General features: G+C 71.1%; 21 protein-coding genes and 1 tRNA gene. 11 read left to right on the plus strand and 11 right to left on the minus strand.

Annotated elements, in window-relative coordinates:
- Positions 1–15: 15 nt before the first annotated feature.
- Positions 16–306 carry a mycothiol system anti-sigma-R factor gene (rsrA, locus tag ACFFBG_RS06065; RefSeq protein WP_375476685.1) on the minus strand — a complete coding sequence of 97 codons (291 nt, stop codon included), beginning with the start codon at positions 304–306 and terminating at the stop codon, positions 16–18.
- Positions 303–1,022, minus strand: a complete 720-nt coding sequence (locus tag ACFFBG_RS06070; protein ID WP_375476687.1) for a sigma-70 family RNA polymerase sigma factor — start codon at positions 1,020–1,022, stop codon at positions 303–305. Before ACFFBG_RS06070 ends, rsrA begins: the two co-directional genes overlap by 4 nt.
- 94 nt (positions 1,023–1,116) lie before the next feature.
- On the opposite strand from ACFFBG_RS06070, the gene ybaK reads away from it, so the two are divergent.
- Positions 1,117–1,593 carry a Cys-tRNA(Pro) deacylase gene (gene ybaK / locus ACFFBG_RS06075; RefSeq protein WP_375476689.1) on the plus strand — a complete coding sequence of 159 codons (477 nt, stop codon included), beginning with the start codon at positions 1,117–1,119 and terminating at the stop codon, positions 1,591–1,593.
- A 120-nt stretch (positions 1,594–1,713) separates the two neighbouring features.
- Here the strand turns inward: ybaK and ACFFBG_RS06080 are convergent, their stop codons facing one another.
- Both ACFFBG_RS06080 and ACFFBG_RS06085 read right to left on the minus strand, forming a co-directional pair.
- Positions 1,714–3,453, minus strand: coding sequence for an AMP-binding protein (locus ACFFBG_RS06080; RefSeq protein ID WP_375476691.1), 1,740 nt, complete (start codon positions 3,451–3,453; stop codon positions 1,714–1,716).
- 21 nt (positions 3,454–3,474) lie between these two features.
- On the minus strand, positions 3,475–4,743 hold the full coding sequence (locus tag ACFFBG_RS06085) for a nucleoside/nucleotide kinase family protein (RefSeq protein WP_375476693.1): 1,269 nt from the start codon (positions 4,741–4,743) through the stop codon (positions 3,475–3,477).
- Positions 4,744–4,820: 77 nt separating this feature from the next.
- On the opposite strand from ACFFBG_RS06085, the gene ACFFBG_RS06090 reads away from it, so the two are divergent.
- From ACFFBG_RS06090 to ACFFBG_RS06105, 4 genes are read left to right on the plus strand one after another with little or no spacing between them, the layout of a single operon-like run.
- Positions 4,821–5,594 carry an SOS response-associated peptidase gene (locus ACFFBG_RS06090; RefSeq protein ID WP_375476695.1) on the plus strand — a complete coding sequence of 258 codons (774 nt, stop codon included), beginning with the start codon at positions 4,821–4,823 and terminating at the stop codon, positions 5,592–5,594.
- A 39-nt stretch (positions 5,595–5,633) separates the two neighbouring features.
- Positions 5,634–6,902, plus strand: a complete 1,269-nt coding sequence (gene aroA, locus ACFFBG_RS06095) for a 3-phosphoshikimate 1-carboxyvinyltransferase (protein ID WP_375476697.1) — start codon at positions 5,634–5,636, stop codon at positions 6,900–6,902.
- A gap of 12 nt (positions 6,903–6,914) precedes the next feature.
- Entirely contained in the window at positions 6,915–7,904 is a 990-nt protein-coding gene (rsgA, locus tag ACFFBG_RS06100) for a ribosome small subunit-dependent GTPase A (RefSeq protein ID WP_375476699.1), read from the plus strand.
- Between the two features lie 26 nt (positions 7,905–7,930).
- Positions 7,931–8,782, plus strand: a complete 852-nt coding sequence (locus ACFFBG_RS06105) for an MOSC domain-containing protein (protein WP_375476701.1) — start codon at positions 7,931–7,933, stop codon at positions 8,780–8,782.
- A 41-nt stretch (positions 8,783–8,823) separates the two neighbouring features.
- On the opposite strand, the gene ACFFBG_RS06110 is transcribed toward ACFFBG_RS06105, so the two are convergent.
- Positions 8,824–9,942 (minus strand): aminotransferase class I/II-fold pyridoxal phosphate-dependent enzyme, encoded by a 1,119-nt coding sequence (locus ACFFBG_RS06110; RefSeq protein ID WP_375477212.1) that lies wholly within the window; start codon positions 9,940–9,942, stop codon positions 8,824–8,826.
- 65 nt (positions 9,943–10,007) lie between these two features.
- Between ACFFBG_RS06110 and hisN the strand changes: the two genes are divergently transcribed.
- Positions 10,008–10,796, plus strand: coding sequence for a histidinol-phosphatase (hisN, locus tag ACFFBG_RS06115; RefSeq protein ID WP_375476703.1), 789 nt, complete (start codon positions 10,008–10,010; stop codon positions 10,794–10,796).
- A gap of 9 nt (positions 10,797–10,805) precedes the next feature.
- Here the strand turns inward: hisN and ACFFBG_RS06120 are convergent, their stop codons facing one another.
- Positions 10,806–11,333, minus strand: a complete 528-nt coding sequence (locus ACFFBG_RS06120) for a YbaK/EbsC family protein (RefSeq protein WP_375476705.1) — start codon at positions 11,331–11,333, stop codon at positions 10,806–10,808.
- Positions 11,334–11,357: 24 nt separating this feature from the next.
- Between ACFFBG_RS06120 and ACFFBG_RS06125 the strand changes: the two genes are divergently transcribed.
- Positions 11,358–11,789, plus strand: coding sequence for a CoA-binding protein (locus ACFFBG_RS06125; protein WP_375476707.1), 432 nt, complete (start codon positions 11,358–11,360; stop codon positions 11,787–11,789).
- A 33-nt stretch (positions 11,790–11,822) separates the two neighbouring features.
- Positions 11,823–12,233, plus strand: coding sequence for a PPOX class F420-dependent oxidoreductase (locus tag ACFFBG_RS06130; RefSeq protein WP_375476709.1), 411 nt, complete (start codon positions 11,823–11,825; stop codon positions 12,231–12,233).
- A gap of 43 nt (positions 12,234–12,276) precedes the next feature.
- Here the strand turns inward: ACFFBG_RS06130 and ACFFBG_RS06135 are convergent, their stop codons facing one another.
- From ACFFBG_RS06135 to modA, 5 genes are all read right to left on the minus strand, one after another.
- Positions 12,277–12,495: a hypothetical protein gene (locus ACFFBG_RS06135; protein WP_375476711.1), complete on the minus strand. Its 219-nt coding sequence runs from the start codon at positions 12,493–12,495 to the stop codon at positions 12,277–12,279.
- Positions 12,496–12,591: 96 nt separating this feature from the next.
- The gene (locus ACFFBG_RS06140; protein ID WP_375476713.1) at positions 12,592–12,834 is read right to left on the minus strand and encodes a MoaD/ThiS family protein; all 243 of its coding nucleotides are present in this window, start codon (positions 12,832–12,834) and stop codon (positions 12,592–12,594) included.
- Positions 12,835–12,838: 4 nt separating this feature from the next.
- The gene (locus ACFFBG_RS06145) at positions 12,839–13,954 is read right to left on the minus strand and encodes a sulfate/molybdate ABC transporter ATP-binding protein (protein ID WP_375476715.1); all 1,116 of its coding nucleotides are present in this window, start codon (positions 13,952–13,954) and stop codon (positions 12,839–12,841) included.
- Entirely contained in the window at positions 13,951–14,808 is an 858-nt protein-coding gene (modB, locus tag ACFFBG_RS06150; protein ID WP_375476717.1) for a molybdate ABC transporter permease subunit, read from the minus strand. Before modB ends, ACFFBG_RS06145 begins: the two co-directional genes overlap by 4 nt.
- Positions 14,805–15,623 carry a molybdate ABC transporter substrate-binding protein gene (gene modA, locus ACFFBG_RS06155; protein WP_375476719.1) on the minus strand — a complete coding sequence of 273 codons (819 nt, stop codon included), beginning with the start codon at positions 15,621–15,623 and terminating at the stop codon, positions 14,805–14,807. The genes modB and modA overlap by 4 nt, the downstream gene beginning before the upstream one ends.
- Before the next feature lie 190 nt (positions 15,624–15,813).
- Between modA and ACFFBG_RS06160 the strand changes: the two genes are divergently transcribed.
- From ACFFBG_RS06160 to ACFFBG_RS06170, 3 genes are all read left to right on the plus strand, one after another.
- Positions 15,814–15,887 (plus strand) — tRNA-Met (locus tag ACFFBG_RS06160).
- A gap of 433 nt (positions 15,888–16,320) precedes the next feature.
- The gene (locus ACFFBG_RS06165; RefSeq protein ID WP_375476721.1) at positions 16,321–16,812 is read left to right on the plus strand and encodes a hypothetical protein; all 492 of its coding nucleotides are present in this window, start codon (positions 16,321–16,323) and stop codon (positions 16,810–16,812) included.
- Between the two features lie 233 nt (positions 16,813–17,045).
- On the plus strand, positions 17,046–25,376 hold the full coding sequence (locus ACFFBG_RS06170) for a hypothetical protein (protein ID WP_375476723.1): 8,331 nt from the start codon (positions 17,046–17,048) through the stop codon (positions 25,374–25,376).
- Positions 25,377–25,390: the final 14 nt, after the last annotated feature.

The raw sequence follows: 25,390 nt of genomic DNA on the forward strand, positions 1-25,390 counted from the left end.
CGGCCGCTGCGTTGGCTACTCGGCGCGGTACTCCAGGTGGGCGGATTCGACCGTCACCTCGGTGATCCTGACTTTGATCCGCTCGTGCAGGCTCGCCGGGGCGCGATCGCCGCCGCAGCAGCGCGCGATCAGCGAGCGAACGTCCTGCTCCAGGCCGAACTGCGCCAGGCACGGCGTGCAGCTGTCCAGGTGTTGGCGGATGCGGTTGCGCAGCCGCGGGTCGGTCTCGTCGTCCAGGTAGAGGTAGACGTCGCGAAGCACGTCGTCGCAGTCGATCCCGCCGGGGCCGAAGCCCATCCCGCTCATTCCGCCGCTCCCGAGCGGATCAGGCCGCGGTCCCTCGCGTAGTCGGCGAGCAGGTGCTGCAGCTGCTTGCGGCCGCGGTGCAGGCGCGACATCACCGTGCCGATGGGCGTGCCCATGATCTCGGCGATCTCCTTGTACGCGAACCCCTCGACGTCGGCGAGGTACACAGCAAGCCGGAAGTCCTCGGGCAGCGCCTGCAGCGCGTCCTTCACATCGGAGTCGGGCAGGTGGTCCAACGCCTCGGTCTCCGCCGAGCGCAGACCGGTCGAGGTGTGCGACTCGGCGCGCGCGAGCTGCCAATCCTCGACGTCCTCGTTGCCGGCCTCCTGGGGCTGGCGCTGTTTCTTGCGATAGTTGTTGATGAAGGTGTTCGTCAGGATGCGGTACAACCACGCCTTGAGGTTGGTTCCCTCGGTGAACTGGTGGAACGCGGCGAACGCCTTGACGTACGTCTCCTGGACGAGGTCCTCGGCGTCTGCGGGATTGCGCGTCATGCGCATCGCGGCGGCGTACAGCTGGTCGACAAACGGCAGTGCGTCGCGCTCGAACCGCGCCCGGCGCGCCTCGACCGTCTCCTCTGCCACCGTGCTCCCTTCGGCGGTCTCGACGGACCCCGGTTGCGAGGGTAGCGCGCGGGCGACGAGTGGCCGGATGGCGTCGACAACGCCGCGACGGCGTCCGCTCGTCGGCGCTGGTGCAGATATCGCAACCGTCATCAGGTCAGCTCTTCCTCGGTCGGCGTGTGTCTAGGAGCAAAACGACGCGCGGCCGCGGGACATTCCGTTTCTGCCGCCCGTTACCGTTTCGGAGATGGCCACCGGGACGCCTGCCACCGCGCAGCTCACCCGCGCCGAGATCACCTACACGCTGCACCCGTACGAGCACGACCCGCGGGCCCAGTCCTACGGCGAGGAAGCCGCCGCCGCGCTCGGCGTCGAGCCGGCGCGGCTGTTCAAGACGCTGATCGCGAGCGTCGACGGAAGGCTCGCGTGCGGCGTCGTGCCGGTCGCGGCGCGGCTCGACCTCAAGGCGTTCGCCGCCGCGCTCGGCGGCAAGCGGGCCGAACTCGCCGAACCCGCGGCCGCCGCCCGCGCCACCGGATACGTCGTCGGCGGCATCTCGCCGATCGGGCAGAAGTCGCGGCTGCGGGTCGTCGTCGACGAGTCGGCGGCGCGGTTCGCGACGGTCTTCGTGTCCGCGGGCAAGCGCGGCCTGCAAGTCGAGCTGGCGCCGGCGGACCTGCTCCGCGCGGCCGGCGCGACCACCGCCCCGATCGCCGCCGCCTGAGGCGCAGCGGCCGTCGCCTGGCAGTGGCCACCGTTCGCAACGCGTCATGCTGTCGCGGCGTCATGACGCGCGCAGAGCATGACAGCGCGCGCCACCGTCAGCGTGGGTCAGCAACAGGAATCAGCCGAAGTCCTCTTCGCGGTACTCGCCCTCGACGCGCGCGCCGGCGTGGTCGGCCTCCGCGGCGCGCAACTCGACTCGGCGGATCTTGCCGCTGATCGTCTTCGGCAGCTCGGCGAACTGCAGCCGGCGGATCCGCTTGTACGGGGCGAGGCGGTCGCGGCAGAACGCGAGGATGTCGCCGGCCAGCTCGCTGCTCGGCGCCCGGCCCGCGGCCAGCACGACGAACGCCTTCGGCACAGCCAGCCGCAACTCGTCGGGCGCCGGGACGACCGCCGCCTCGGCCACGGCCGGATGCTCGATCAGGACGCTCTCCAGCTCAAACGGGCTGATCCGGTAGTCGCTGGCCTTGAACACGTCGTCGGCGCGGCCGACGTAGGTGAGATAGCCGTCCGCGTCGCGGCTCGCGACGTCGCCGGTGTGGTATCTGCCGCCGGCGAACGCCTCCGCGTTGCGCTCGGCGTCGCCCCGATAGCCGGTCAACAGGCCGACGGGCCGCTCCGGCTCGAGCACGACGCAGATCTCGCCCTCGGCGGCGACCTCGTCGCTGACCGGGTCGACGAGCTCGATTCCGAAGCCGGGCATCGGCCGGCCCATCGAGCCGACCTTGACCGGCTGGCCCGGCGAGTTGCCCACCTGCAGCGCGGATTCGGTCTGCCCGAATCCGTCGCGGATGGTGATGCCCCAGGCGCGGCGCACCGACTCGATCACTTCGGGGTTGAGCGGCTCGCCCGCGCCGACGACCTCGCGCAGCGAGAGGTCGTCCGTCCACGCGGCGAGGTCCTGCTGGATGAGCATCCGCCAGACGGTCGGCGGCGCGCAGAACGTCGTCACCTTCGCGTCGCGCAGCACGTCGAGCATCGCCGCGGCGTCGAAGCGGTCGTAGTTGTACAGGCAGATCGTCGCGCCGGCCAGCCACGGCGCGAACACGCACGACCACGCGTGCTTCGCCCAACCCGGGCTGGACACGTTCAGGTGGACGTCGCCAGGCCGCAGCCCGATCCAGTACATCGTCGACAGATGCCCGATGGGGTAGCTGACGTGCGTGTGCTCGACCAGCTTGGGCAGCGCGGTCGTGCCCGACGTGAAGTAGAGCAGCAGCGGGTCGTCGGCGTCGGTCGGCCCGTCCGGGCTGAACGGGCCAAGGCTGGTCAGGCTGTCCGCGTAACGCAGCCAGCCGTCGACCGGCTCGCCGACGGCGACGCGCAGGTAGGCGCCGGGCACCCCGGCGAACCGCGGCGCCACTTCGCTGCGGGCGATCACCGCGCCGACGTCGCCGCGCTCGACCCGGTCGCGCAGATCGGCCTCGGCCAGCAGCGTGGTGGCGGGGATCAGGACGGCGCCCAGCTTGATCGCAGCCAGCGTGGTCTCCCACAGCTCGACCTGGTTGCCGAGCAGCACGAGCAGCCGCATGCCGCGTGCGACGCCGTGGGCGCGCAGCCAGCCGGCGAGCTGGTCCGAGCGAGCTGACAGCTCGGCGAAGGTGTAGCTCGCCTGCGAGCCGTCGCTCTCGATCAGGCGCAACGCGGTCGCGTGCGGGTGCTCGGCGGTGAGCACGCCGTCGAACCAGTCGGTAGCGAAGTTGAACTGCTCGGGGCGCGGCCACTCGAATCCCACGTACGCCGTGTCGTAGTCGTCGCGGTGCTCGAGCAGGAAGTCGCGTGCGGCGCGCAGCGTGGTCACCTCTCGACCCTGGCACGCGGGACGGCGGCCGTCACGCGGGGGTCGCGCGTGGGTCATGCGCGGGTCATGGGCGGGTCGTCAAAGGTCGACGACGAGGTCGGCGCCGGCCATTGTCGCGTCGACCAACTCGGCGTTCGGGTCGTCGGTGCGCGCGACCCAATCGCGCGCCGCGCGTGGCGACTTGCCGAACTCGATGTGGCGGGCGATCAACCGCTCGCGGCGCCGCGCCCGGTCGACGCGGCAGAACCAGACTTCGGCGAACTGCGCCCGCACGTCCGGCCAGGGCGGGTCAGACAGCAGGAGGTAGTTGCCCTCGCTGACGACGACCCGCGCCTCGAGCGGAATCGGCAGGCTCTGCGCGATCGGCTGCTCGAGCACCCGTTCGAACGCCGGCGCCCACACCGCCTCGCCGGCGCGGACGCGGCGCAGCAGCGCGGCGTAACCGCCCGCGTCGAACGTCTCCGGCGCTCCCTTGCGGTCGCGCAGCCCGAGACGATCGAGCGCGACGTCGGCCAGGTGGAAGCCGTCCATCGGCACCTGCACGACGGCCCCGCTAGCGCCCGCGCCGGCATCCGGTTCGGCGAACCGCGCCACCAGCGCCTGCGCGAGCGTCGTCTTCCCGGCGCCGGGCGGTCCGGTGAGGCCGATCAGCACCCGCGGCTCGTCGCTCGACGCGCGCAACCGCAGCACGCGTTCGACGAGCGGATCAAGCGTCGCGTCCGCAACGAACGGCGTCACCCTCGGGAGAAGCCGGTCGATGAAGGCGACCGCCGCCGCGGCGACCGCCGTGGGATCGCGCTTGAGCGAGTGGTCGGCGCCCGGCACGACGACGACCTCGCGGTCCTCGGCATCCGGCGGCATGCCGAACGGGTCGCGCTCGCCCTGCACGACCAGCACCGGGACGCCGGCGCCCGCCAGCTCGGTCAGCCGCGAGTTCGCCGGCCTGCCCGGTGGGTGCAGCGGGAACGCGAGCGCCAGCACGCCGACGGCGCCCGACGCGAGCGCCGTGCGACACGCGACCCGCGCGCCGTTCGAGCGCCCGCCCACGATCAGCGGCGCCGGGCCGAGGCCACGCCGACGACGGATGGCCGCCACCACCTCGAGCCAGGCCGCGTCCTGTTTCTCCGGCGCAGTGGGCGACGCGCGACCGGCCACGCGGTAGGGCTGCAGCACCCGCGCCACCGCGACGCCGCCGCGCAGCGCCGCCGCGCGGATCGCAAGCAGGTCCGGCGTGTCCACACCGCCGCCCGCGCCATGCGTGAGCACCAGCAGCGCACGCGGCACCCCGCGCGGCCGATCGAGCTCGACCACCGCGGCGCCGGCTGCGGTGGAAAGGTCGAGTCGCACGCTTCCACCTTGCCAGGGGCCGGCCGAGATCATCGCTCGGTGGCGACGCGCCAAGCGCCGACGGCAGAATGCAGCGCATGTGCGGTCGTTACGTGAACGCCGTCGCGAGCGGCGATCTGGTGGACGAGTTCGACGTCGACGAAGTCCTCGGCGAGGACGTCCCACCATCGTGGAACATCGCGCCGACCGACCCGGTGCGCGCCGTGCTCGACCGTCACGCGAAAGACGCTGCGGAGCGGACGGCCGCGACGAGCGCGACGAGCGCGACGAGCCGACAGCTGCGCACGCTGCGCTGGGGCCTCGTGCCGAGCTGGTCGAAGAGTCATAGCGGCGGCGCGAAGATGATCAACGCGCGCAGCGAGACCGTCGCGCAGAAGCCCGCGTTCAAAGCGGCCGCGGCACGGCGCAGATGCTTGCTGCCCGCCCAGGGTTATTACGAGTGGCAACGGGTCGAAGGCGGCAAGATCCCGTTCTTCCTGCACGAGCCGGACGGCGCGGTACTGGCGATGGCCGGCCTCTACGAGATCTGGCGCGACGACAGCCTGCCCGCTGACGACCCGCAGCGCTTCCTCTGGACGTGCACCGTCATCACCCGGCCGGCGACCGACACGCTCGGCGAGATCCACGACCGCTGCCCGGTGCTGGTGCCCGCCGAACTGCGCGCGCAATGGCTCGACTGCACCGGCGACGATGCTGCGATCGCGCAGCGGCTGCTCGCTGAGCTGCCCGAGCCGATCCTCGAACCCCGCCTTGTCTCGAAGGCGGTGGGCAGCGTGCGCAACAACGGTCCGCAGCTCATCGAGCCGGTCGACCCGCAGCCCGTCGCGCAACAGTTGACGATCGACGTCTGATCTCGCGCCGGCGTCGCCCAGTTGCGGCACACTGGGCGCATGCAGCCCTGGGCAGCTCCGCGCGCGAGCGCGCCGGTGCGCGCCACCGTCGAGCTGCCCGGCTCTAAGTCGCTCACCAACCGGCTGCTGCTGCTCGCCGCGCTGGCCGACAGCCCGTCCCGCGTGGTCCGGCCGCTGCGCGCCCGCGACACCGACCTGATGGCCGACGCGCTGCGTGTGCTCGGGGCCCGAATCGTCGATGACGGCCCCGACCTCGCGATCACGCCCGCGCGCCAGCTCCGTGCCGGGAACGTGGACACCGGCCTCGCCGGGACGGTGATGCGCTTCGTGCCGCCGATCGCCGCGCTGGCTGACGGTCCGGTCACCTTCGACGGCGACGAATACGCGCGCGAACGGCCGATGACGACCATGGTCGACGGGCTGCGGCAGGCCGGCGTCGAGGTGGACGACGGCGGCACGGGCCGCCTGCCGTTCACGATCCACGGCCGCGGCGCCGTGCCCGGCGGCCTGGTGCAGATCGACGCGTCGGCGTCGTCGCAATTCGTGTCGGGGCTGCTGCTGGCCGGCGCGCGCTACGACAAGGGCATCGAGGTGATCCACACCGGCGCCGACCGGGTGCCCAGCCAGCCGCACGTCGACATGACCCTCGCCGTGCTGCGCGCCGCCGGGGTAGACGCGACCGCTCCCGAGCCGGGCGTCTGGCGCGTCGCGCCGGGACCGATCGCGGGCGGCAGCCGAGTCGTCGAGCCCGACCTGTCCAACGCGGCGCCATTCCTCGCCGCGGCGCTGGTCACCGGCGGGACCGTCCGCGTCCCCGGCTGGCCGGCGCGCACGACCCAGCCGGGCGACGAGCTGCGCCCACTGCTGGCGGCCATGGGCGCCGACGTGCGGCTGACCGCGAACCGGCTGACCGTCGCCGGCCGCGGCGTCATCCGCGGCATCGACGTCGACCTGCGCGACGTGTCCGAGCTCGCCACGGTGATCGCCGTGCTCGCCGCGCTCGCCGAGTCGCCGTCGCAGCTGCGCGGACTCGGCCACATGCGCGGGCACGAGACCGACCGGCTGGCCGCGCTGTTCGCCGAGCTCACCGCGCTCGGCGGCGACGTGGTCGAGCACCCGGACGCGTTGACGATCACCCCGGCGCCGCTGCACGGCGGCCGCTGGCGCGCGTACGCCGACCACCGGATGGCCACGGCCGGCGCTGTGCTGGGCTTGGCGGTCGACGGCGTGCAGATCGACGACATCGGCGCGACGACGAAGACCTTGCCGGACTTCCCCGGCATGTGGTCGACGATGCTGGCCGGCTGAGACGCGTCTGCTTTGGCCGGCGGCAATCGCGCTCGCGAACGCGGGTACGACGAAGACGACGTCCGCTCGCGTGCCAACCCGCGGGGCACCCGCCCACGCTCGAAGCAGCGGCCCGCGCATGCGGATGCTCTCGACGGCACCGTTTTCGCCGTCGACCGCGGCCGCTACAGCGTTCTCGTCGACGGCATCGAGGTGACGGCGATGCGGGCTCGCGAGCTGGGCCGGGCCTCGATGGTCGTCGGCGACCGGGTCGGCGTCGTCGGCGACATGTCCGGCGAGCCGGACGCGCTAGCGCGCATCGTCCGGCTCGACGAGCGCGACACCGTGCTGCGCCGCACCGCCGACGACAACGACCCGCACGAGCGAGTGATCGTCGCCAACGCCGACCAGCTGGTGATCGTGTCGGCGCTGGCCGACCCGGGGCCGTCGTACGGCCTGATCGACCGGTGCATCGTGGCGGCGCTGGCTGCGGGCATCGAGCCGCTGCTGTGCTTGACGAAGTCGGACCTCGCGAGCCCCGACCCGGTGATCGAGCGCTACTCGCCGCTCTCCGTGCCGGCTGTCGTCACTCATCGCGGCGGCCCGTTGGACGAGCTGCGCGGCCACCTCGCCGAGTCGGTGTCGGTGCTCGTCGGCCACTCCGGCGTCGGCAAGTCGACGTTGATCAACGCGCTGGTGCCGTCGGCGGACCGCGCGACGGGTGTGGTCAGCGCCATCGGCAAGGGCCGGCACACCTCGTCCTCCGTGGTCGCGCTGCGGCTGCCGGACCTCGACGGCTGGGTGATCGACACGCCTGGCGTGCGGTCGTTCGGGTTGGCGCACGTGACGGCGGACGACCTGCTCTGGGCGTTCCCCGATCTGGAGGACGGCGCGACGCAATGCCTGTCGGGCTGCGAGCACGTCGCCGGCGCGCCGGGGTGCCATCTCGACGCCTGGGTGGCGCAAGGCCACTCGACAGCGCAGCGGCTGGCGGCGTTCCGCCAGCTGCTGGTCAGCCGCTGATCAGGCGCGGCTCGTAGACTTCGCTGGTGCCGCTCACGTTGACCTCGCTGACCCGGTTCCCGGTGAAGTCCTGCCGTGGCGAGGCGCTGAGCGCGGCCAGCATCGAGCCGTGGGGAATCGCCGGCGACCGGCGCTGGATGGCCGTCGACGCCGACGGCGACCAGCTGACCGCGCGCGAGCACCCGCGGCTGCTGTTGGTCCGGCCGACGCTGCGGCCCGATGGCGGGCTCGAGCTGTCCTCGGCCGGCCTGCCTGATCTCAGCGTCGACGTGCCGAGCGACGGACGCTCGACGCCGGTGCGGGTGTGGGGCACGCAGGTGGCCGCGGCCTCAGCCTCGGACGCGGCGCACGCGTGGTTCAGCCAGGTCATCGGCGAGCCGGCCCGACTCGTCTACTTCGACGACCCGACTCGCCGGCGGCCGAACCCGCGCTTCGCCCGGCCGGACGACTCGGTCAGCTTCGCCGACGGCTACCCGCTGCTGATCGCGACGACGGCCTCGCTGCGCGCGCTCAACGACCTCATCCTGGCTGGTCCGCTGGCCGATCAAGGGCCGTTGCCGATGGTGCGGTTCCGGCCGAACGTGGTCGTCGACGGCAGCGAGCCGTGGGCCGAGGACGGCTGGCGGCGGGTGCGGATCGGAGCGGCGACGTTCCGCGCCGTCAAGGGCTGCGACCGATGCGTGATGACGACGATCGACCCGGACACCGCCGCGAAGGGCAAGGAGCCGATCGCCACTCTCGCGCGGCACCGCCGGTGGGACGGCAAGACCTGGTTCGGCATGAACCTGCTGCCCGACACGCCAGGGGCGGTGATCGGGGTCGGCGACGAGGTGGAGATCGTCGAGTCGGTCGCCGCCCCGGACGGTCCGCCGCGCTGACCCGGCTTGAGTGGCGGCCAGCCGCTGGCGGCCGGCTCGCGTCAGCCGCGAGTCGGCTGCTTCGCAATCCACTCGCCGAGCAGGTCGACGCCATGGGCGATGTCGGCGCGCGCGCCGGCGAACGACAGCCGGACGTGCTTTCCGCCGGTCACCGGATCGAAGTCGACGCCCGGCGCGATCGCCACCCCGGTCTCGGCCAGCAGCCGCGCGCACCAGGACAGCGAGTCGTCGGTCCACCGCGAGACGTCGGCGTAGACGTAGAAGCCGCCGTCCGGCGGCGCGAACCGGTCGAGCCCGATCTCGGGCAGCCGGTCGAGCAGCAGCGCGCGATTCTCGGCGTAGCGCGCGACGTTCGCGTCCAGCTCGTCGTAGGCGCCGAACGCCGCCACCGCCGCGAGCTGGGACAGCGCCGGCGGGCAGATCGTGAAGTTCCCAGCGAGGCGGTCCACCGAGTCGCGCAGCTCGTCGGGCATCAGCAGCCAGCCGATTCGCCAGCCGGTCATCGAGAAGTACTTGCTGAAGGAGTTGACGACGATCGGCTCGCCGCTCAGGGCCCGCGCGCTGACTGCCGGCTCGTCGTAGGTGATGCCGTGGTAGATCTCGTCGCTGATCAACCGCACACCGCGCTCGGCGCACCACGCCACCACGCCGGCGAGCTCAGCCGGCGCGATCATCGTGCCGGTGGGGTTTGCCGGCGACGCGACCACGAGCCCGGCCGGCGGCTCGTCCAGCGCCGCCAGCTGCTCGAGCGTCGGCTGGAAACGGGTGGCCGGTCCGCAGTCCAGTTCGAGCACGCGGCAGCCGAGCGCGGTGAGCATGTTGCGATACGCCGGGTAGCCCGGTCGTGCCATGACCACGGTGTCGCCGGCGTCGAAGGCGGCGAGGAACGCGTACAGGAATCCGCCGGAGGAGCCAGTCGTCACCGCGACGTCGCGGGGGTCCACATCGATCCCGACGCGCTCGCGGTAGTGCCCGGCGATCGCCTCGCGCAGCGGTGGGATGCCGAGCGCGTTGGTGTAGCCGATTCGGTCGGCGTCCAGGGCGGCGTGCGCGGCGGCGCGGACCGGGATCGGCGCGGGCGTGGCCGGTTGGCCCGCGGACAGGTCGAGCACGAACTGCCCGGCGCGCTTGCGCGCCACCACCGCGTCGATGACGTGCATGACGTGGAACGGCGGGACGACGCCGCGCTCGGAGATCAGCACAGCAGCGACGGTAGCCTCTGCGCGTGCCGGATTACGCCGCCGACCTGGCGCTCGCGTTGCGGCTGGCGGACGTCGCGGATCCGATCAGCAGCGCCCGGTTCGGTGCCGCCGACCTGGTGGTCGAGACGAAACCCGACCTCACTCCGGTGAGCGACGCCGACCGCGCAGTCGAGACCGCGTTGCGCGATGTCCTGGGCGCCGAGCGGCCGGCCGACGCGGTGTCCGGCGAGGAGTTCGGCTCGACCGGTTCGGGACCGCGCAGGTGGGTGCTCGACCCGATCGACGGCACCAAGAGCTTTGTCCGCGGCGTGCCGATCTGGGCCACGTTGATCGGGCTGCTCGATGACGACGAGCCGGTGGTGGGCGTGGTGTCGGCTCCGGCGCTGGGCCGGCGGTGGTGGGCGGCACGCGGCGCCGGGGCCTGGACAGCCGCGCTCGGCCAGTCGCCGCGGCGATTGGCGGTTTCTCGCGTCGCGCGCCTCGCGGACGCGAGCTTCGGTTACTCGTCGATCGGCGGCTGGGACGCCCTGGGCCTGCGCGCAGCATTCCTCGAGGTATGCGACACCGTCTGGCGTACTCGAGGGTATGGAGACTTCTGGTCGTACATGCTTGTCGCCGAAGGGGCGATCGACCTGGCTGCCGAGCCCGAGTTGTCGCTGTGGGACATGGCGGCGCTCGCGCCGGTCGTCACCGAAGCGGGCGGCCGGTTCACCGGCCTCGACGGCGTTCCCGGCGTGCGTCAGGGAAACGCGGCGGCGAGCAACGGCCTGCTGCATAAGGCGTTCCTCGCCGCGCTGCACGCCCGGCCCTGAGCCAGCCGGTCAGGAAGCAAGGCCGTCGACGACCTCCGCGCTCGGCAGCTCGGCGAGCAACGCGCCCGGCACGGCCAACTTCGAGCGGCGCAGTCCGCTGCCCACCACGACGGTCGCGCGTTCGACGACGGCCCGATCGACCAACAGCGGCCAAGACGCCGGCAAACCGATCGGGCCGATGCCGCCGTATTCCATGCCGGTCAGCGCCACCGCGTCGTCCATCGCCGCGAATGACGCCTTACGGGAGTCCAGTCGTTTGCGCACCACGCCGTTGACGTCGGCGCGGGTCGTCGCCAGCACCAGGCAGGCGGCGAAGCGGACTATCTCGCCGCGCTTGCCGGCGATGATCACGCAGTTCGCGGAGTCGGCGAGCTCGACGTCGTAATGAGCGCAGAATTCGGCCGTGTCGGCGAGCGCTGCGTCGATCGGCGCCGCGAGCACCGTCCCGGCATTCCAGTCCGACAGCGCCGCCGCCACCGGCGTGGCGACCAGCGACGGCGCCGCTGGCTGCCAGTCGAGTTTCCCGGGTCCAGTCACGGATCCGACCGTAGTGTGAGCTGTATGAGCGCTTCCACCGACGTCGACGCGACCGTCGAGCAGCTGCTGCGCGACTACGACACCATCACGGTTGTGGGCGCCAGCGAGGCGCCGGCCAAGCCGGCGCATTACGTGCCCGAGCACATGCAATCCCGCGGCTGGCGGATCGTCCCGGTGAATCCGCGCGGCGGGACGATCCTCGGCGAGCGAGCCTACGAGTCGCTGGCCGACGTGCCCGGCCCGGTCGGATTGGTGCAGGTGTTCCGGCGGTCGGAGCAGACGCCGGACGTCGCCCGCGAGGCAGTGGCCGCGGGCGCCACCGCGCTGTGGCTGCAGCTTGGCATCGCCAGCGCAGAGGCACGCCAGATCGCTCAAGAGGCCGGCCTGCGCTACGTCGAGGACCGCTGCATGCTCGTCGAGCAGCGCCGAACCGGGCTGCGCGCCCCGGCGCGTTGACGGCACGCACTTCGGCTCGGGAGAGGACCGGCGATGGACATCGGCGAGGCGCGCGCGTTCCTGCGGGAGAACTCCCAAGCGGTCATGGCGACGTTTCGGCGTGACGGCCGGCCGGCCATGTCGCCGGTCGCGGTCGCCGTCGACGACGCCGGCCGGGTCATCGTCAGCACCCGCCAGACGGCGATGAAGGTCAAGCACCTGCGACGTGACCCGCGAGTGGCCGTCACCGCCTTCACGGACCGGTTCTACGGCCCGTGGGCGCAGGTCGAGGGCACGGCGGAGATCGTCACGCTGCCCGCCGCGATGGAGCTGCTCGTCGACTATTACCGCCGGCTGCGCGGCGAGCATCCGGACTGGGCCGAGTACCGAGCCGCGATGGAGCGCGATCAGCGGGTGATCGTGCGCTTCGAGATCGACCGCGCCGGGCCAGCCGTCTCCGGCTGACCGTCTCCGGCTGACGGATGGTGGCCGGCCGACTTGCGCCGGCTCAGCCGGCGACGCGCTCCGGCGGATGGGCGCGCAGCCACTCGTGCCGGCGCCAGCCACGCGGCGAGCGCGGCCAGCGCGCGCCACTGTCGGCAGACCAGAAGGACTTCGCCGCCGTCGCGACCGGCCGCTCGAACTGGTCGGCCACGTCGTCGATCGCGTCCGGCCGGCAGACCTGCCGGACCCAGCCGTCGTTGGTCACATAGTCAGAATCTGACATTTCGCCACCTCCTCGCGGCAGACGGGGGCATCTTCCGCGCAGTGCCAGCATCCAGCCCCGGCGTTTCGCGAGGGTTACCGTTCGTCGCCCGGTGTGCTAACAACCGCCGGCGAACGGTGGCAGGACGTCGACCTCGGCGCCATCGACGAGCGGCGTCGCGTCGTCGGACCGGCGGCCGTCGACCAGGAACGACGCCGCCGCGCTGAGCGCGGCGAGGGCCGGCCGGCCGGCGAGCACCGCGCGCAATTCGCCGATGCTCGAGGCGTCGACGGCCTCGCGCTCGACACCGGCGGCCCGCTTGGCCCCGGCCCAGTAGCGGACGGTGATCCGGGCGGCCACCCGTTCAGCCTGCCACGGGCGCGGGGTAGGCGGTCACGTCCGTCGTCTTCGCCGACAGCCACACCCGCCGGCCGGGTGCGAGGTCGAGCTCGGCGACCGTCGCGGCCGTGACGTCGACGGTCGCGTCCGGCGGCCCGTGCATGCTCAGCCGGATCCGGTCGCCGAGCGGCGCCAGCCCGGCGACAGTCGCCGGCCAAGTGTTGGCTCCTGCCGCACCGCCTTGTCGTTGCCGCAGCACGCGTCCCAGCCGTTGAGCGCTGAGCGCCGAGGGCGCCTCGGCGTGCACGGTGATCGTCGACGGCCGCAGCGTGGCGAGCACCGCGCCCTCTGGCGCCTCGCTCGCGACCAGTTCGCCGCCACCGTCGAGCGACACCACGCCGCGTGCGCATCGACCCGGATACAGGTTCAGACCGACCAATCGCGCGACGTACGGCGTCAACGGGCGCGTCGTGATGTCGGCGGGCGAGCCGGCCTGCGCCACCCGCCCGCGTTCGAGCACGACGATCCGCCGCGCGAGCAGCAACGCCTCGATCGGATCGTGGGTGACAAGCAGCGTCGACCCGCCGAACGCCCCGAGATGCGCGCGCAGCTCTCCCTGCACCTCGGCGCGAGTCTGCACGTCAAGGGCCGCGAGCGGCTCGTCGAGCAGCAGCGTGCGCGGTCGCGCGGCGAGCGCCCGGGCGAGCGCCACCCGTTGCGCCTGGCCGCCGGACAGCTGCGCCGGCCGTCGCCCCGCGAGGTCGTCGAGCCCGAGCCGCGCCAGCCACTCCCGCGCCGACGCGCGGGCGGCCGCGCGCGACGCGCCCCGCGAGCGCGGGCCGAACGCGACGTTGTCGATCACCCGCAGGTGCGGGAACAGCCGGTGGTTCTGGAACACCACGCCGACCCGACGGCCTTGCGGCGGCGTCAAGATCCGGGCGGCGCGTTCGTCCACCACGTCGCCGGCGAGTCGCAGCACGCCCTCGTCCAGCGCCTGCAGGCCGGCGACGACTCGAAGCACCGTCGACTTCCCCGCGCCGTTCGGCCCGAGCACCGCGACCACCTCGCCATCACCCGCGTCGAGCTCGATGGCCAGCTCGAACTCACCGCGGCGAACTCTCCCGCGCAGCTCGAGACTCATGACGCCGCCGGGGCCCGCAGCCAGCGGTCGCGCAGCGAGATCAGCACGATCAACGCGACGGCCAGCAAAGGGAGCGCGAGCGCGGGCGCGTCTGCCGAGTTGGTCGCGTAGACGGTCAGCACGGCCGTCGGCACGGTTTGCGATGTGCCCACCGTGTTCCCGCCGAACAGCAGCGTCGCGCCGAACTCGCCGAGCGCGCGCGCCCAGCACAGGACGGCGCCGACGACGATCGCCGGCGCGACGAGCGGCAGCGTCACGCGCAACAGCACCCGGGTTCGCGAGGCGCCGAGCGTCGCCGCGGCCTCCTCGACGCCGCGGTCGGCGATCCGGAAGGCGCCCTCCACGGTGAGCACGAGGAACGGCATCGACACGAACGTCTGCGCCACGACGATGGCCGCGTAGGTGAACGGCAGATCGGATCCGTCGGTCAGCGCGCGGATCGCGCTGCCGAGCAGGCCGAAGTGTCCGAACGCGGCGAACAGCGCGAGGCCGCCCATCACCGGCGGGAGCACGAGCGGCACGATGACCAGCGCGCGCACCAGCCCCATCCCCGGCAGCCGGACGCGCGCGATCACCCAGGCGAGCGGCACGCCGATCACCAGCGAGATCGCGGTGGCCTCGAGCGAGGATTCGATCGACAGCCGCAGCGCCGTCCAGATGTGCTGCCCGCGGTAGATCCGGCCAAGCGAGCCCCACGGCATGCGCACGAGCAGCGCGACCGTGGGCAGCAGCAGGAACGCGACGCCGATCAGCGCCGGCGGCACGACGAGCAGCGGCGTGCCGAGCCCGGCGGCACGCCGCGCGCGGGTCCGGCGGCCGGTCACGGACGCGCGCCGCGCGCCGCGCGAAATCACGGCGCCTTGAAACCGTCCGCGGTCAGCACGCTGCGGCCCGCTGGCGACAGCACGTAGGCGACGAAGGCTTTGGCAAGGGCCGGTTGCTTGGCGTGCGTCAGCGCCGCGATCGGGTATTCGGTGCTCGCATTGAGGGAGTCCGGGACCTTGATGCCCTTCACTTTGGCGCCCGCGGCGAGCACGTCCGTGACGTACACGCAGCCCGCATAGGCCTCGCCTGACTCCACGGTCGCGAGCGTGGTCTTCACGTCCGGCAGTGACGCCTTGGGTTTCACGGCGATCTTCGCCTTCTTGAACACCTGGGCCGCGACCGCGCCGCACGGGACGCTGGGCTCGCACAATGCCACCTTGACCGACGGCTTGGCGAGGTCTTGCAGCGAGGTCACGTGGCCCGGGTTGCTCGGCGGCACGGCGATCTCGAGGCTGTTGGAGACGAAGTTGACCGGATCGGTCGCGAAGCCGCCACTGACCACCGTGGCCATGGTCTTGGGCGACGCCGAGGCGAACACGTCGACCGGCGCGGCCTGGGCGATCGCGGTGGCGAGATCGGAGCTGCCGCCGAACTTCAGCGAGACCTTCGCGCCCTGGTGCGCCTTCTCGAACTGCGTGGCGATCGTCGTGAACGCGCCGGTGAGCGAGGCCGCGGCGTAGACGTTCAGCGTGGTGGGGCTGGCCGACTGGGACGGACTGGATTGGGACGAGTTCGGCTGGGACGACGAGCTGGACTGGGTCGTGCCGGAGCCGCCTGAGCTCGAGCAGCCGGCCAGCGTGGCGCCAGCGGTCGCCAGCGCGATCAACGAGACGAGCAATTTCACGACAGTCCTCCGAGCCGAGCGCGGCATCCGGGTTGGGCCGCTGCGCAGCGATGCTAGCCCAGGCTGACGCGGCTGCGGCAGTCGCCGCAATTTGCAGCCGCACATGCGGCCGTGCGGCTGGCGACGGCCTCGGCCGGCCGCTTACCGGTTTGGAGCCGCTGCCGGCGCGCAGGTAAGGTGTTCTCACCGACGCGGGGTGGAGCAGCTCGGTAGCTCGCTGGGCTCATAACCCAGAGGTCGTAGGTTCAAATCCTACCCCCGCTACAACGACGAAGGCCCCGGACTCCGGGGCCTTCGTTCATTCCTGATGGTGCGGTGTTCGTTGTCCTTCGGGTAGTCGCGGATGGTCCGTACCTTGTCGGCTCCCGGCGGTCGGCAGGGTATGCAGGTACTTGCCGGTCGTGGGGATGCTACTGGCGGGATTGGCACCTCAAGTTGCACGAATACGACCGTCGCGACCGACGAACAACGTCCTGGTCGGGACGCTAAGGTTTAGTCTCTTGACGATGAGCCGGGTGGATTAATGCGCAAGCGAGTCGTAAGCGCGCTGATTGCGTTCTTGGCTCTGGTCGCGACCAGCTGTTCGGCCACCGGTTCGGGTTCGGCTTCGGCCACCGGCTCGGGTTCGGCTTCGGGTTCGAGCGGGCCGCGGACCGCTACTCGGCTCCGAACCGGTCTTCCGTTGGCGCGGTACCTCATGCCGGTGCCACGCGGCCAGTCTCCGACGCGCGGCGACCCGTGGGCGGACAGCGAGAACCCCGACGCCACCGCGTACACTCGCGAATTTCACAATCCGGATCAATATCGATTCGTCCTCAACTTTCTGCACCGACGCCAGGTTCAGCAGATCAGTCACCGGGAATGGCACAACGGCCACACCTGGGCCGACTGCATCTTGCTGCGGTTCGCCGACAGCAACGACGCCACAGGCGAAGCCGACGGCTTCATTTCTTTGAACACCGACGGTGACACGTCGGCCCGTCGGCAGATCCCTGACTTGACGGGCGACGGCGAGCCGGTCGGCTTCGCATTCCCGAAGCCCGACCGCGACGGCTACTTCGACGCCTTCGGAGTTACCCGGCAGGGCTCGATCGTGGTCGAACTACATGTCGGGTCCACCCGCGGCACCGACCGCGCTGATCTGCAGAATTGGCTCGCCGAGCAGACGAAGTTGTTGCCGACGTTCTAGGCGAGCGCTGAGGTACTAGACCGCGCCGCGCTGCTTGTCACCCCGTTCGACCGGCCAGTTGATCACTGGGACCGGCCGAACGGGGTGACAAGCAGTCGGCATTCTCCGCATCTCGCGGCCGTTCCAGTGCCATGACAGGTGGCGCGCAAGCCGCTTGCAAGGTTGCTGCAAGCGGCCGCCGGCATCTTCTGCTCGGCAGCAAGTCCGCCGCCGTCAGCCAAGGAGAGTCCGCCATGCACGTCCTCGTCCGACACCTCAGCCGACTGCTCACCCTCCTGCGGCGCGTCGGTTATGTCCGTCTCGGCCTGCTCGCCTTCGGTGCGGCGTATGCGCTCGCCGCTGTCGTCACCGGTGGCGCCTCGTCGTCGTCGGCGTCCGCGCATCTCACGTTCACCAGCGAGGTGACGACGTTGCGCGCACCGGCGGTCGCGACGGTCGCATACGGACCGGCTGCGCCTGTGCGGCTGCGGATTCAGCTGGACGCCTGCCGCGCCCCGGCGGTGCTTGACCGCGGGCGGCATGCCCGCATCGAATGGACGATCACGGGCCAATCGCTGCCCGTGGCCGTGCACAGCACGCAGCACTGCCGCCTGGCTCAAGTCGTGCCGACGTCCGGGCGGTACGTGGTGACCGCGCATCTGGTGGGGACCCACGTGAGCGTGACGAAATCCGTCGACGTGATCGAGTCGCACGTCCAAGCGTTGCGGGACGGCCTGAACAGCTTCCTCGGCACGCTCGACTCGATCAAGGCCGCCAACGACCTGGCCAAGAAGACCCCGTTCGGCGGATCGACAGCCATCGACAGCGCCTACACGACCCTGTTCGGCTGGACGAGCGGCGTGCAATCCAAGATCACCGCGCTGAGCAATGCGCCGGGGCAGACCATCGCGGCCCTCGACACCAAGCTCGACGACATCAACGGCGACGGCGACACGACGAATGACGTCACAGGCGTCGCCGGGCTGAAGGTCGACCTCGACGTCGACATCACCCCGCACGCAGTGGCCACCGCCTACGACGCCACGGTCAAGCTCAAGGTCACCGTCGACAAGTCCGGGCCGCTGGCGTTCCTCGCCGACCACCTGAGCATCCAGGGCCAGGACATCTCCGACGGGCTCGCGTTCAGCGCGCAGACCGTGCTGCACATCGACCCGTCCGCGCCGAACGCGTTCACCATCAAGACTCCGACCGCGCCGATCGGCCAGGTCGCACTGCACGCCGCGGGTAGCTTCGACGGCGCGAAGAACCCGCTCGCGTTCAACGTCGGGCTGCTCAAGGTCGCGGCCACCGGCACGGTCGACGCCAACGTCGGCGTCGCGTTGACCCTGGTGGACGCCAACCACGACGGCGTCATCGATCCGACCGAGCTCGCCGACCCGGCCCACCTGTTCACCACGGCCTGCACCTCGACTGGAGCGCACGCCAACCTCGACGTCAAGGGCGCCCTGGCCGGCCTGGGCGGCAAGAACGGCTTCGCAGTCGGGCACATCGGCCTCGCCGACAAGACGTTGTGCGACGGCATTTCGGCGCCGGACGTCCAGCTGGCCGACCTCGACCAGTTCCGCAACCTGACGCTGGGCGACCTGATCAACGGGCTCGCGCAGGTCACGCAGGCGATCCAGACCGCGCAGACCGCAGACGACCTTAAGCTGCCCTTCCTCAAAGAGCCGCTGAGCAAGCTCGTCTCTGTCAATCAGGACCTCGTGAAATTCTTCGTCGACAACGGGCTCACCGACCCGGCCAACCCGCTCGCCAAGATCACGCTCGACAACGCCAAAGCGCAGGCGATCGATTCGCTGCAGACCTTGGCCCCGAAGCTCGCCAGCGCGCTCGGCCTGCCGACCGACGCGCTGAAGATGCGCTACGACAACGGCCGCATCCTCTTCACGATCACCAAGTCCAGCGATCCGGCTGCCGCACCGAAGACCGCGTCGGTCGACTTCGGCGACACGCTCAAGGGCACCGGAATCACCGGCTTCACCGGTGCCGCGACCGCCAGCGTCGCGCCGCAATACTCGCTCGACCTCGGCTTCGGCTTCGATCTCAAACCCGGCACCGCACTCGCCAACCGGTTCTTCCTAACCAACGGCGGCACCACGGCCAAGCCCAGCATCTTCACCGCTGACGCACCCGTCACCGCCGATCTCAACCTGAAGGCAACGCTCTCCGTGCTGGGCGTCACGCTCACCACCCGCGACGCGCAGCACCCCGGCGCCGTGTCGCTGCTGGCGCGCAAGACGACGGGCGTGCCCATGCTCGCGGTCCGTCTCGTCGACCCGAACAACGACGGCCGCGTGACGCTGACCGAGCTGTCGAACACCGTCACCGGCAAAGCCCTGCCGTTCGCCGCCGCCATCAACGCACAGGTGCCGAGCACCGTGCTGCATGCGATGGCCGAAATCGTCGGCAATCCGATCGGCTCCGGCGCGATCACGGTGGCGTGGCCGGACGTCAGCGACCTGAACGCTCTGAAGGTCACCGAGGACAGCGCGTTCACCAACGTCGCCCTGCCGTTCGCGTTCGACCCATCCGACCCCAAGGCGCTGGTGAGCAACATCCTCGGCGTCACCCGGCAGACGATCACCCGCATCCGCGGCGCGATCGCCGCCAATGACACCACCACCGAGACGCCACTGCCACTGATCGGCAAGAGCGTCGCCGACCTCGACCCCGTGCTGCTCAAGGTGCAGAACTCGCTGGACGACCTGATTTCCACCAACGACGCCCTCACCCTGCCGGCCCTGCAGGCCAAGGTGAACCAGGTGCTCTCGACCGCCCTGGGGGTCCCGTCCACCTCGCCGGCAGCCAACCTGCTTGCCCTGAGCTACACGCCGCGCAACGGAACCACTCACGCGTCGATCAAGGCGACGTTGAAGCTGGGTGCGTGCACGCCGGCCCGCAAGACCGTGTTCGGCACGTCCTGCACCGTGTCGACCCCGGCCCTGAGCACGCCGTTCAACCTCCAGCTCGGCAAGAGTTCTACCGTCGGCGGCGTCGCCGGCATCGGGACGCAGGGCGACCTCACCGTCGACTTCGACGCTCGCGCCACGCTCACCTTCGGCGTGGTGCTGCCCGACGTCGACCCCGGCGCCAATGCCGGCGATCTGCCGCGCGTGACGGGCACTCCCAGCCTGTTCATCCAGGACGACTCCGGATTCGAGGTCGGCGTCGGCGCGAAGCTCGACGGCATGCTGACCGCGGCTCTCGGGCCGGTGCAGGTGAGCATCGGCAACAGCGCCAACCACGCTGTCGCCGCGCTCGCTGCGCGATTCGCGGTCAAGGCCCCGCACCCCACCGGCAAGCGGATCACCATCCCGACCTCGAGCGCCGACAGCCAGGACCTCACAGACTTCCTCGACTCGCTGCTGCCGCACGACGGCGTGACCGTCCACGAGACCACCAGTTCGCTGAAAGCTTCGTGCTCAACCGGCGTCACCGCCGACGCGTGCGCTGTGCTGCCCGTCTACGTCGGGTCGACCAGCCTGGGCTCGATCCGGTTCACGGCTGCTGACCTGCTCGACCCGGACAGCTGGACGATCGATGCCAGTGAGGTCGAGGAGAAGCTTTCGCACCAGAGCATCCGATTCGCCTTGATCTACGAGGGCGTGCAGACCCTGGCCGAGCAGCTGCAGAACGGACTGTCCAGCCTGCCGGCCGGCACCAAGATCCCGCTGCTCGGCAGCGACGTCACCGCCGGCGCCGACGTCATCGGCAAGTTCCGCACCGACGTGCTGCCGAGCGTCAAGAAGGTCGCCGACCAGCTCGACAGCGCCGTCACCACAGGTGGCGCGCAGGCGAAGGCCATCAGCCTGCTCAACAGCATCCCGATCCTGAACGGAAAGGTGCAGATCGTGATGACCTGCGTCGACGACCAGGACGCCATCGGGCCGTGCACCGGCAGCGAGACGTTGGACCACCTGCAGAGCTTCGAGGTGCACGTCCCGCTGAGCGCGCAGATCAAGGGCAGCGCCCCGCCGTTCGACATCGGCTTCCCCGGCCTGCGACTGTCCAGCGAAGGCAATCTGACCGGCGCGGCCGGACTGACCATGAACCTGGGCTTCGGCGTCGACCGCACCCTCGGCTTCTACATCCCGACGTCCTCCGGCACCCAGCAGCTGGCCGTCACCGCGAGCGCCTCGCTGCCGCGCGTCGACGGCAAGCCCGACCTGACCGGCGAGCTTGCCTTCGTGCCCATCGCCATCGAGGACGCGCACGCCGCCGGGAACACCGATCCCGACGTCAGCGTGTCCGCCGGGATCGCGCTGAAGTCCCAGCGCACCGACGGCAGGCTGACGCTGCAAGACCTCGGCAGCGCCGACATCGAGCCGTCGATCATCGCCAAACCCGATGTCGACCTGAACGTCACAACGGTCAAGCCGACCGTGGCCCCGTCCGGGCTGCCGACGTTCCACACCGAGCTGAAGATCGACGGATCGCTGACGGTCGACGCCGCCGGGCGCCTGACGAACACCCTCGGCATCCACTTCCAGCACGTCAGCGTCGACGCGGGCAGCCTGGTCACCGACTTCATCAAGCCGGCCGCGCGAACGCTGCACGACTTCACCCGGCCGCTGGAGAAGCCGATCGCGAAGCTGCGCGAGAAGGTTCCGGGCCTGGCGGACGCGGCGCACATCGCCGGCAAGCACGAATACACCTGGCTCGAGTTGTTGCAGGAGGCCGACAAGGCCGCGAACGGCGGCAAGTCGTCCGACGGGCTTGACTTCATCACGCATGTGATCAAGCTGGTCGACCTCGTTCAGGCCGTCGACAACAACTCCGCGCCAAGCGGGACGATCGACATCGGGTCCTTCGACGTGTCCGCGACGGTGGCCGACAGCCCGGTGCCGCAGAACGACGCGGCAGCGTTGATCTCCTCGTCCACCCTGAGCACCACCAACGTGCTCGCCGACGTGCCCGCGTTCGACGGGTCGAGCGCGCTCGACGATGCGCAGGACGACGGCGGGCTCAGCTTCCCGGCGCTCGACCACCCGGCGTCGCTGTTCCAGATGCTGCTCGGCAAAGACGTGCCGCTCGTCTACTTCGACGCCGGCAAGCTCAGCGTCGGCGGCAGCGCGCAGTTCGCGTACCCGATCGGTCCGGCACAGCTCTACATCGGCGGCTCCTTCGGCGTCACCGGGCACTTCGCAGCCGGCTTCGACACCTACGGCCTGCGCAAGGGCTTCGAGGCGTTGACCGATCCGAACTCCTCCGGCGTCGCGAAGGGCTTCAACGTCGCGGCGGGCCTGCTCCAGGGCCTGTACGTCGACGACCTCAACCAGCAGGGTGTGGACGTCCCGGAGATCACCGTCACCGGCCAGCTGACGGTCGGCGCCTCGCTCGGCATCCCCGGCTTCTCGGTCGGCGCCGAGGGCGGCATCGCCGCGCACGTCGACTTCAACCTGCACACCGACGACACCCAGGATCACAAGCTGCGCTACCCCGACTTCATCAAGCAATTCCAGACGAACCCCAACCCGCTGTGTCTGTTCGACGTGTCAGCGCAGGTCGACGCCTTCGTCCGCGTCGTGATCGACACGCCGGTGGGCAAGTCCTATTACCCGATCGTCAGCGGAACGCCGTGGAAGGAGCCGGACCTCACCGCCTTCTGCCGAACCAAGGTCGACCCGGCCCACCCCAACCTGCTGGCCACGCTCGGCAAGGACGGCACGCTGACCCTCAAGGCCGACGACGGCGACCAGGACATCGAGGCCACCCAGCTCGCCAAGGGCAAGGTCGAGTTGCTCGGCGACGGCGCGGACGAGACCTATGACGGTGTGCAGAAGATCGTCGCCGACCTCAAGGGCGGCAACGACATCGTCACAGTGCACCAGGGGACGGACGAGCACGACGCGCTGCCCGTCCAGCTGTGCGGCGGCGCCGGCAACGACCGGCTGACGGCCGACACCGGCCCGGCCGCGTTGTACGGCGACGGCGGCGGCAAGGGCTGCGGCACGGTCACGTCGGCAAGCTCCGGCAGCGACGTACTGCAGTCAGGCAGCTACGCCGACACCCTGGACGGCGGTGCCGGCGACGACTCGCTCGACGCCGGCGACGGGTCCGACACGCTGACCGGCCAAGCAGGCGACGACGTGCTGCGCGGTGGCGGCGGCAACGACGCCGTCGACGGCGGGGCCGGCAACGACACCGTCGACTACTCCGACCACACCGACGCGGTCACCGTCGACATCGCCCACACGAGCGGGTCGACCGGTGAGGCGGACACCACCACCACTGTCGAGAACGTCTACGGCAGCAGCGCCGCGGACAACATCAAGCTCCCCGACACCGGCACGATGCGCGTCGACGCCGGAGCCGGCAACGACCACGTCATCGCCGGCAAGAGCACGGCGCTGATCTTTGGCGGCGACGGCGACGACACTGTCGACGGCGGCGCGGGCAAGGCGCAGATCGTCGGCGGCGACGGCGACGACACCGTGGTCGACGGCAGCGGTGCGCAGAGCTTCCTCGGCCAGGGCGGGCGGGACACCGTGGACTACAGCAAGTCGACGAAGGCGGTCACGGTGACACTCGACGGCACCGCCAACGACGGCCCCGCCGGAAGCGCCACCGACAACGTCAACGACGCCGACGTGCTGATCGGCAGCGCCTACGACGATCACCTCACCGGCGGCAACGGAGCCGAAGAGCTGCGCGGCGGCAACGGCAAGGACCATCTCGAGGGCGGCCCAGGGAACGACACCCTGCTGGGCGGCAACGGCATCGACCGACTCGAGGGCGGGTCCGGCGACGACGTCGTCAACGGCGGGGCGGACAACGACAGCCTCGTCGGGGACGCCGGCGGCGACATCCTGACCGGCGGCGCAGGCGGCGACACGGCCGACTACTCCGACCGTGCCGAGGCTTTGACGATCACCAAGGACGGCGTCGCCAACGACGGCAGCGCTTCGGTGGACCGATCCGCGGACAACGTCGGGTTGGACGTCGAGACGATCGTCGGCGGCAGCGGCGCAGACAAGATCACCGGGTACAGCGGCGCAGACACGCTGAGCGGCGGCGACGGCGCCGATCAGCTGGACGGCGCCGGCGGCTCGGACCGGATCGAGGGTGGCGCGGGCGCGGATGTGATCAGCGATCTGACGTACAACCAGCGCTACACCGGCGCGGTCGACACCGGCAACGACACCCTCATCGGCGGCCCGGGCAAGGACGACATCCTTGGCAACGGCGGCGCCGACACGTTCGAGGGTGACGCCGACGCCGACACGATCACCGGCGGCAACGGTCCGGACAAGATCACCGGCGGCGGCGGCGACGACCAGATCTACGGCGGCGACAGCGCCGACATCATCGACGGGGGCGAGGGCGACGACATCATCCGCGGCGGTGGCGGCGACGACATCATCCACGGTGGGCAGGGCTCCGCGGCCCACCCGACAAGCGGCGGCGGCGGTGTAATCCGAGGCGGCACCGGCAACGACACCATCTACGCCGAGTCCGACGGCGGCTCGATCTACACCGGCGACAACTCCGGCCCAGATGGCAGCGAGCTCGACGCCGGCCCGAACACCGTGTACGGCAGCGACGCTGTCGACATCGTGCGAGGTTCGGACGGGCCCGACACGCTGCGCCTGGCCGGCGGCGGCGACACCGTCTACGGCGGAAAGGGTGACGACGTCATCGATCTCGGCGACGGGAAGAACTACGCCTACGGCGAGGACGGCAAGGACACCGTCACCGGCGGGTCAGGCGTCGATGTCGTCCAGGGTGGCGCCGGTGACGACACGCTCTACGGTGGCGGCGACTCCGACGACCTGCAGGGCGGGGCCGACAACGACAAGATCTACGGCCAGGCCGGCAACGACTCCAACCTGGACGGCGGTGCGGGCGACGACTTCATCGAGGGCGGCGCCGGCGCCGACTACCTCGAGCCGGGGACCGGGTTCGACACGGCCAGCTGGGCCGATCACACCGAATCCGTCGTCGTCACCGACAACGGATTCGCCGACGACGGCGGGCCGAGCGACTCACGCAATCCCGGTGGGACGTCCGGTCAGGACTTCCTGCGGCCCGGCTTCGATCGCATCGTCGGTGGTTCGGGCGCCGACCGCCTCACGTTCAGTTCGTCCAGCATCACCAGCCGGATCGAGCTCGACGGCGGAGCGGGCGCAGACACCCTCACGGTGGGGTCGGCCGTCACCGCGCCGGCGACCCTCGACGGCGGGCTGGGCAACGACATCGAGACCGGCGGCGCAGGCGCCGACACGTTCGTGCAGGGCAGCGCTCCGAACGGCGCGGACGACCTGCACGGCGGCGCCGGGACCGACACTGTCGACTACTCGGCCCGCCCGGCCAGGACGGTCGTCGTCAGTCGAGACGACAAGGCAAACGACGGGGCGTCCGGGGAACGAGACAACGTGCACGCCGATGTCGAGAACGCACTCGGTGTCACCCGCGGGATAGTGGGGACGCCGGCCGACTCGGGCGCCGGCGGGACGGGGCCGGTGGGCGCATCGCCGGCCGAGTCCCCGTCGCCGGCCGCGGCCCCGTCGCCGGCTCCGACGTCGTCGCCGGCTCCGACGTCGTCATCCTCGGCGCAGAAGTGATAGCCCGCCACGGG

Source organism: uncultured Jatrophihabitans sp. (assembly GCF_964251945.1).
Classification (GTDB): Bacteria; Actinomycetota; Actinomycetes; order Mycobacteriales; family Jatrophihabitantaceae; genus Jatrophihabitans.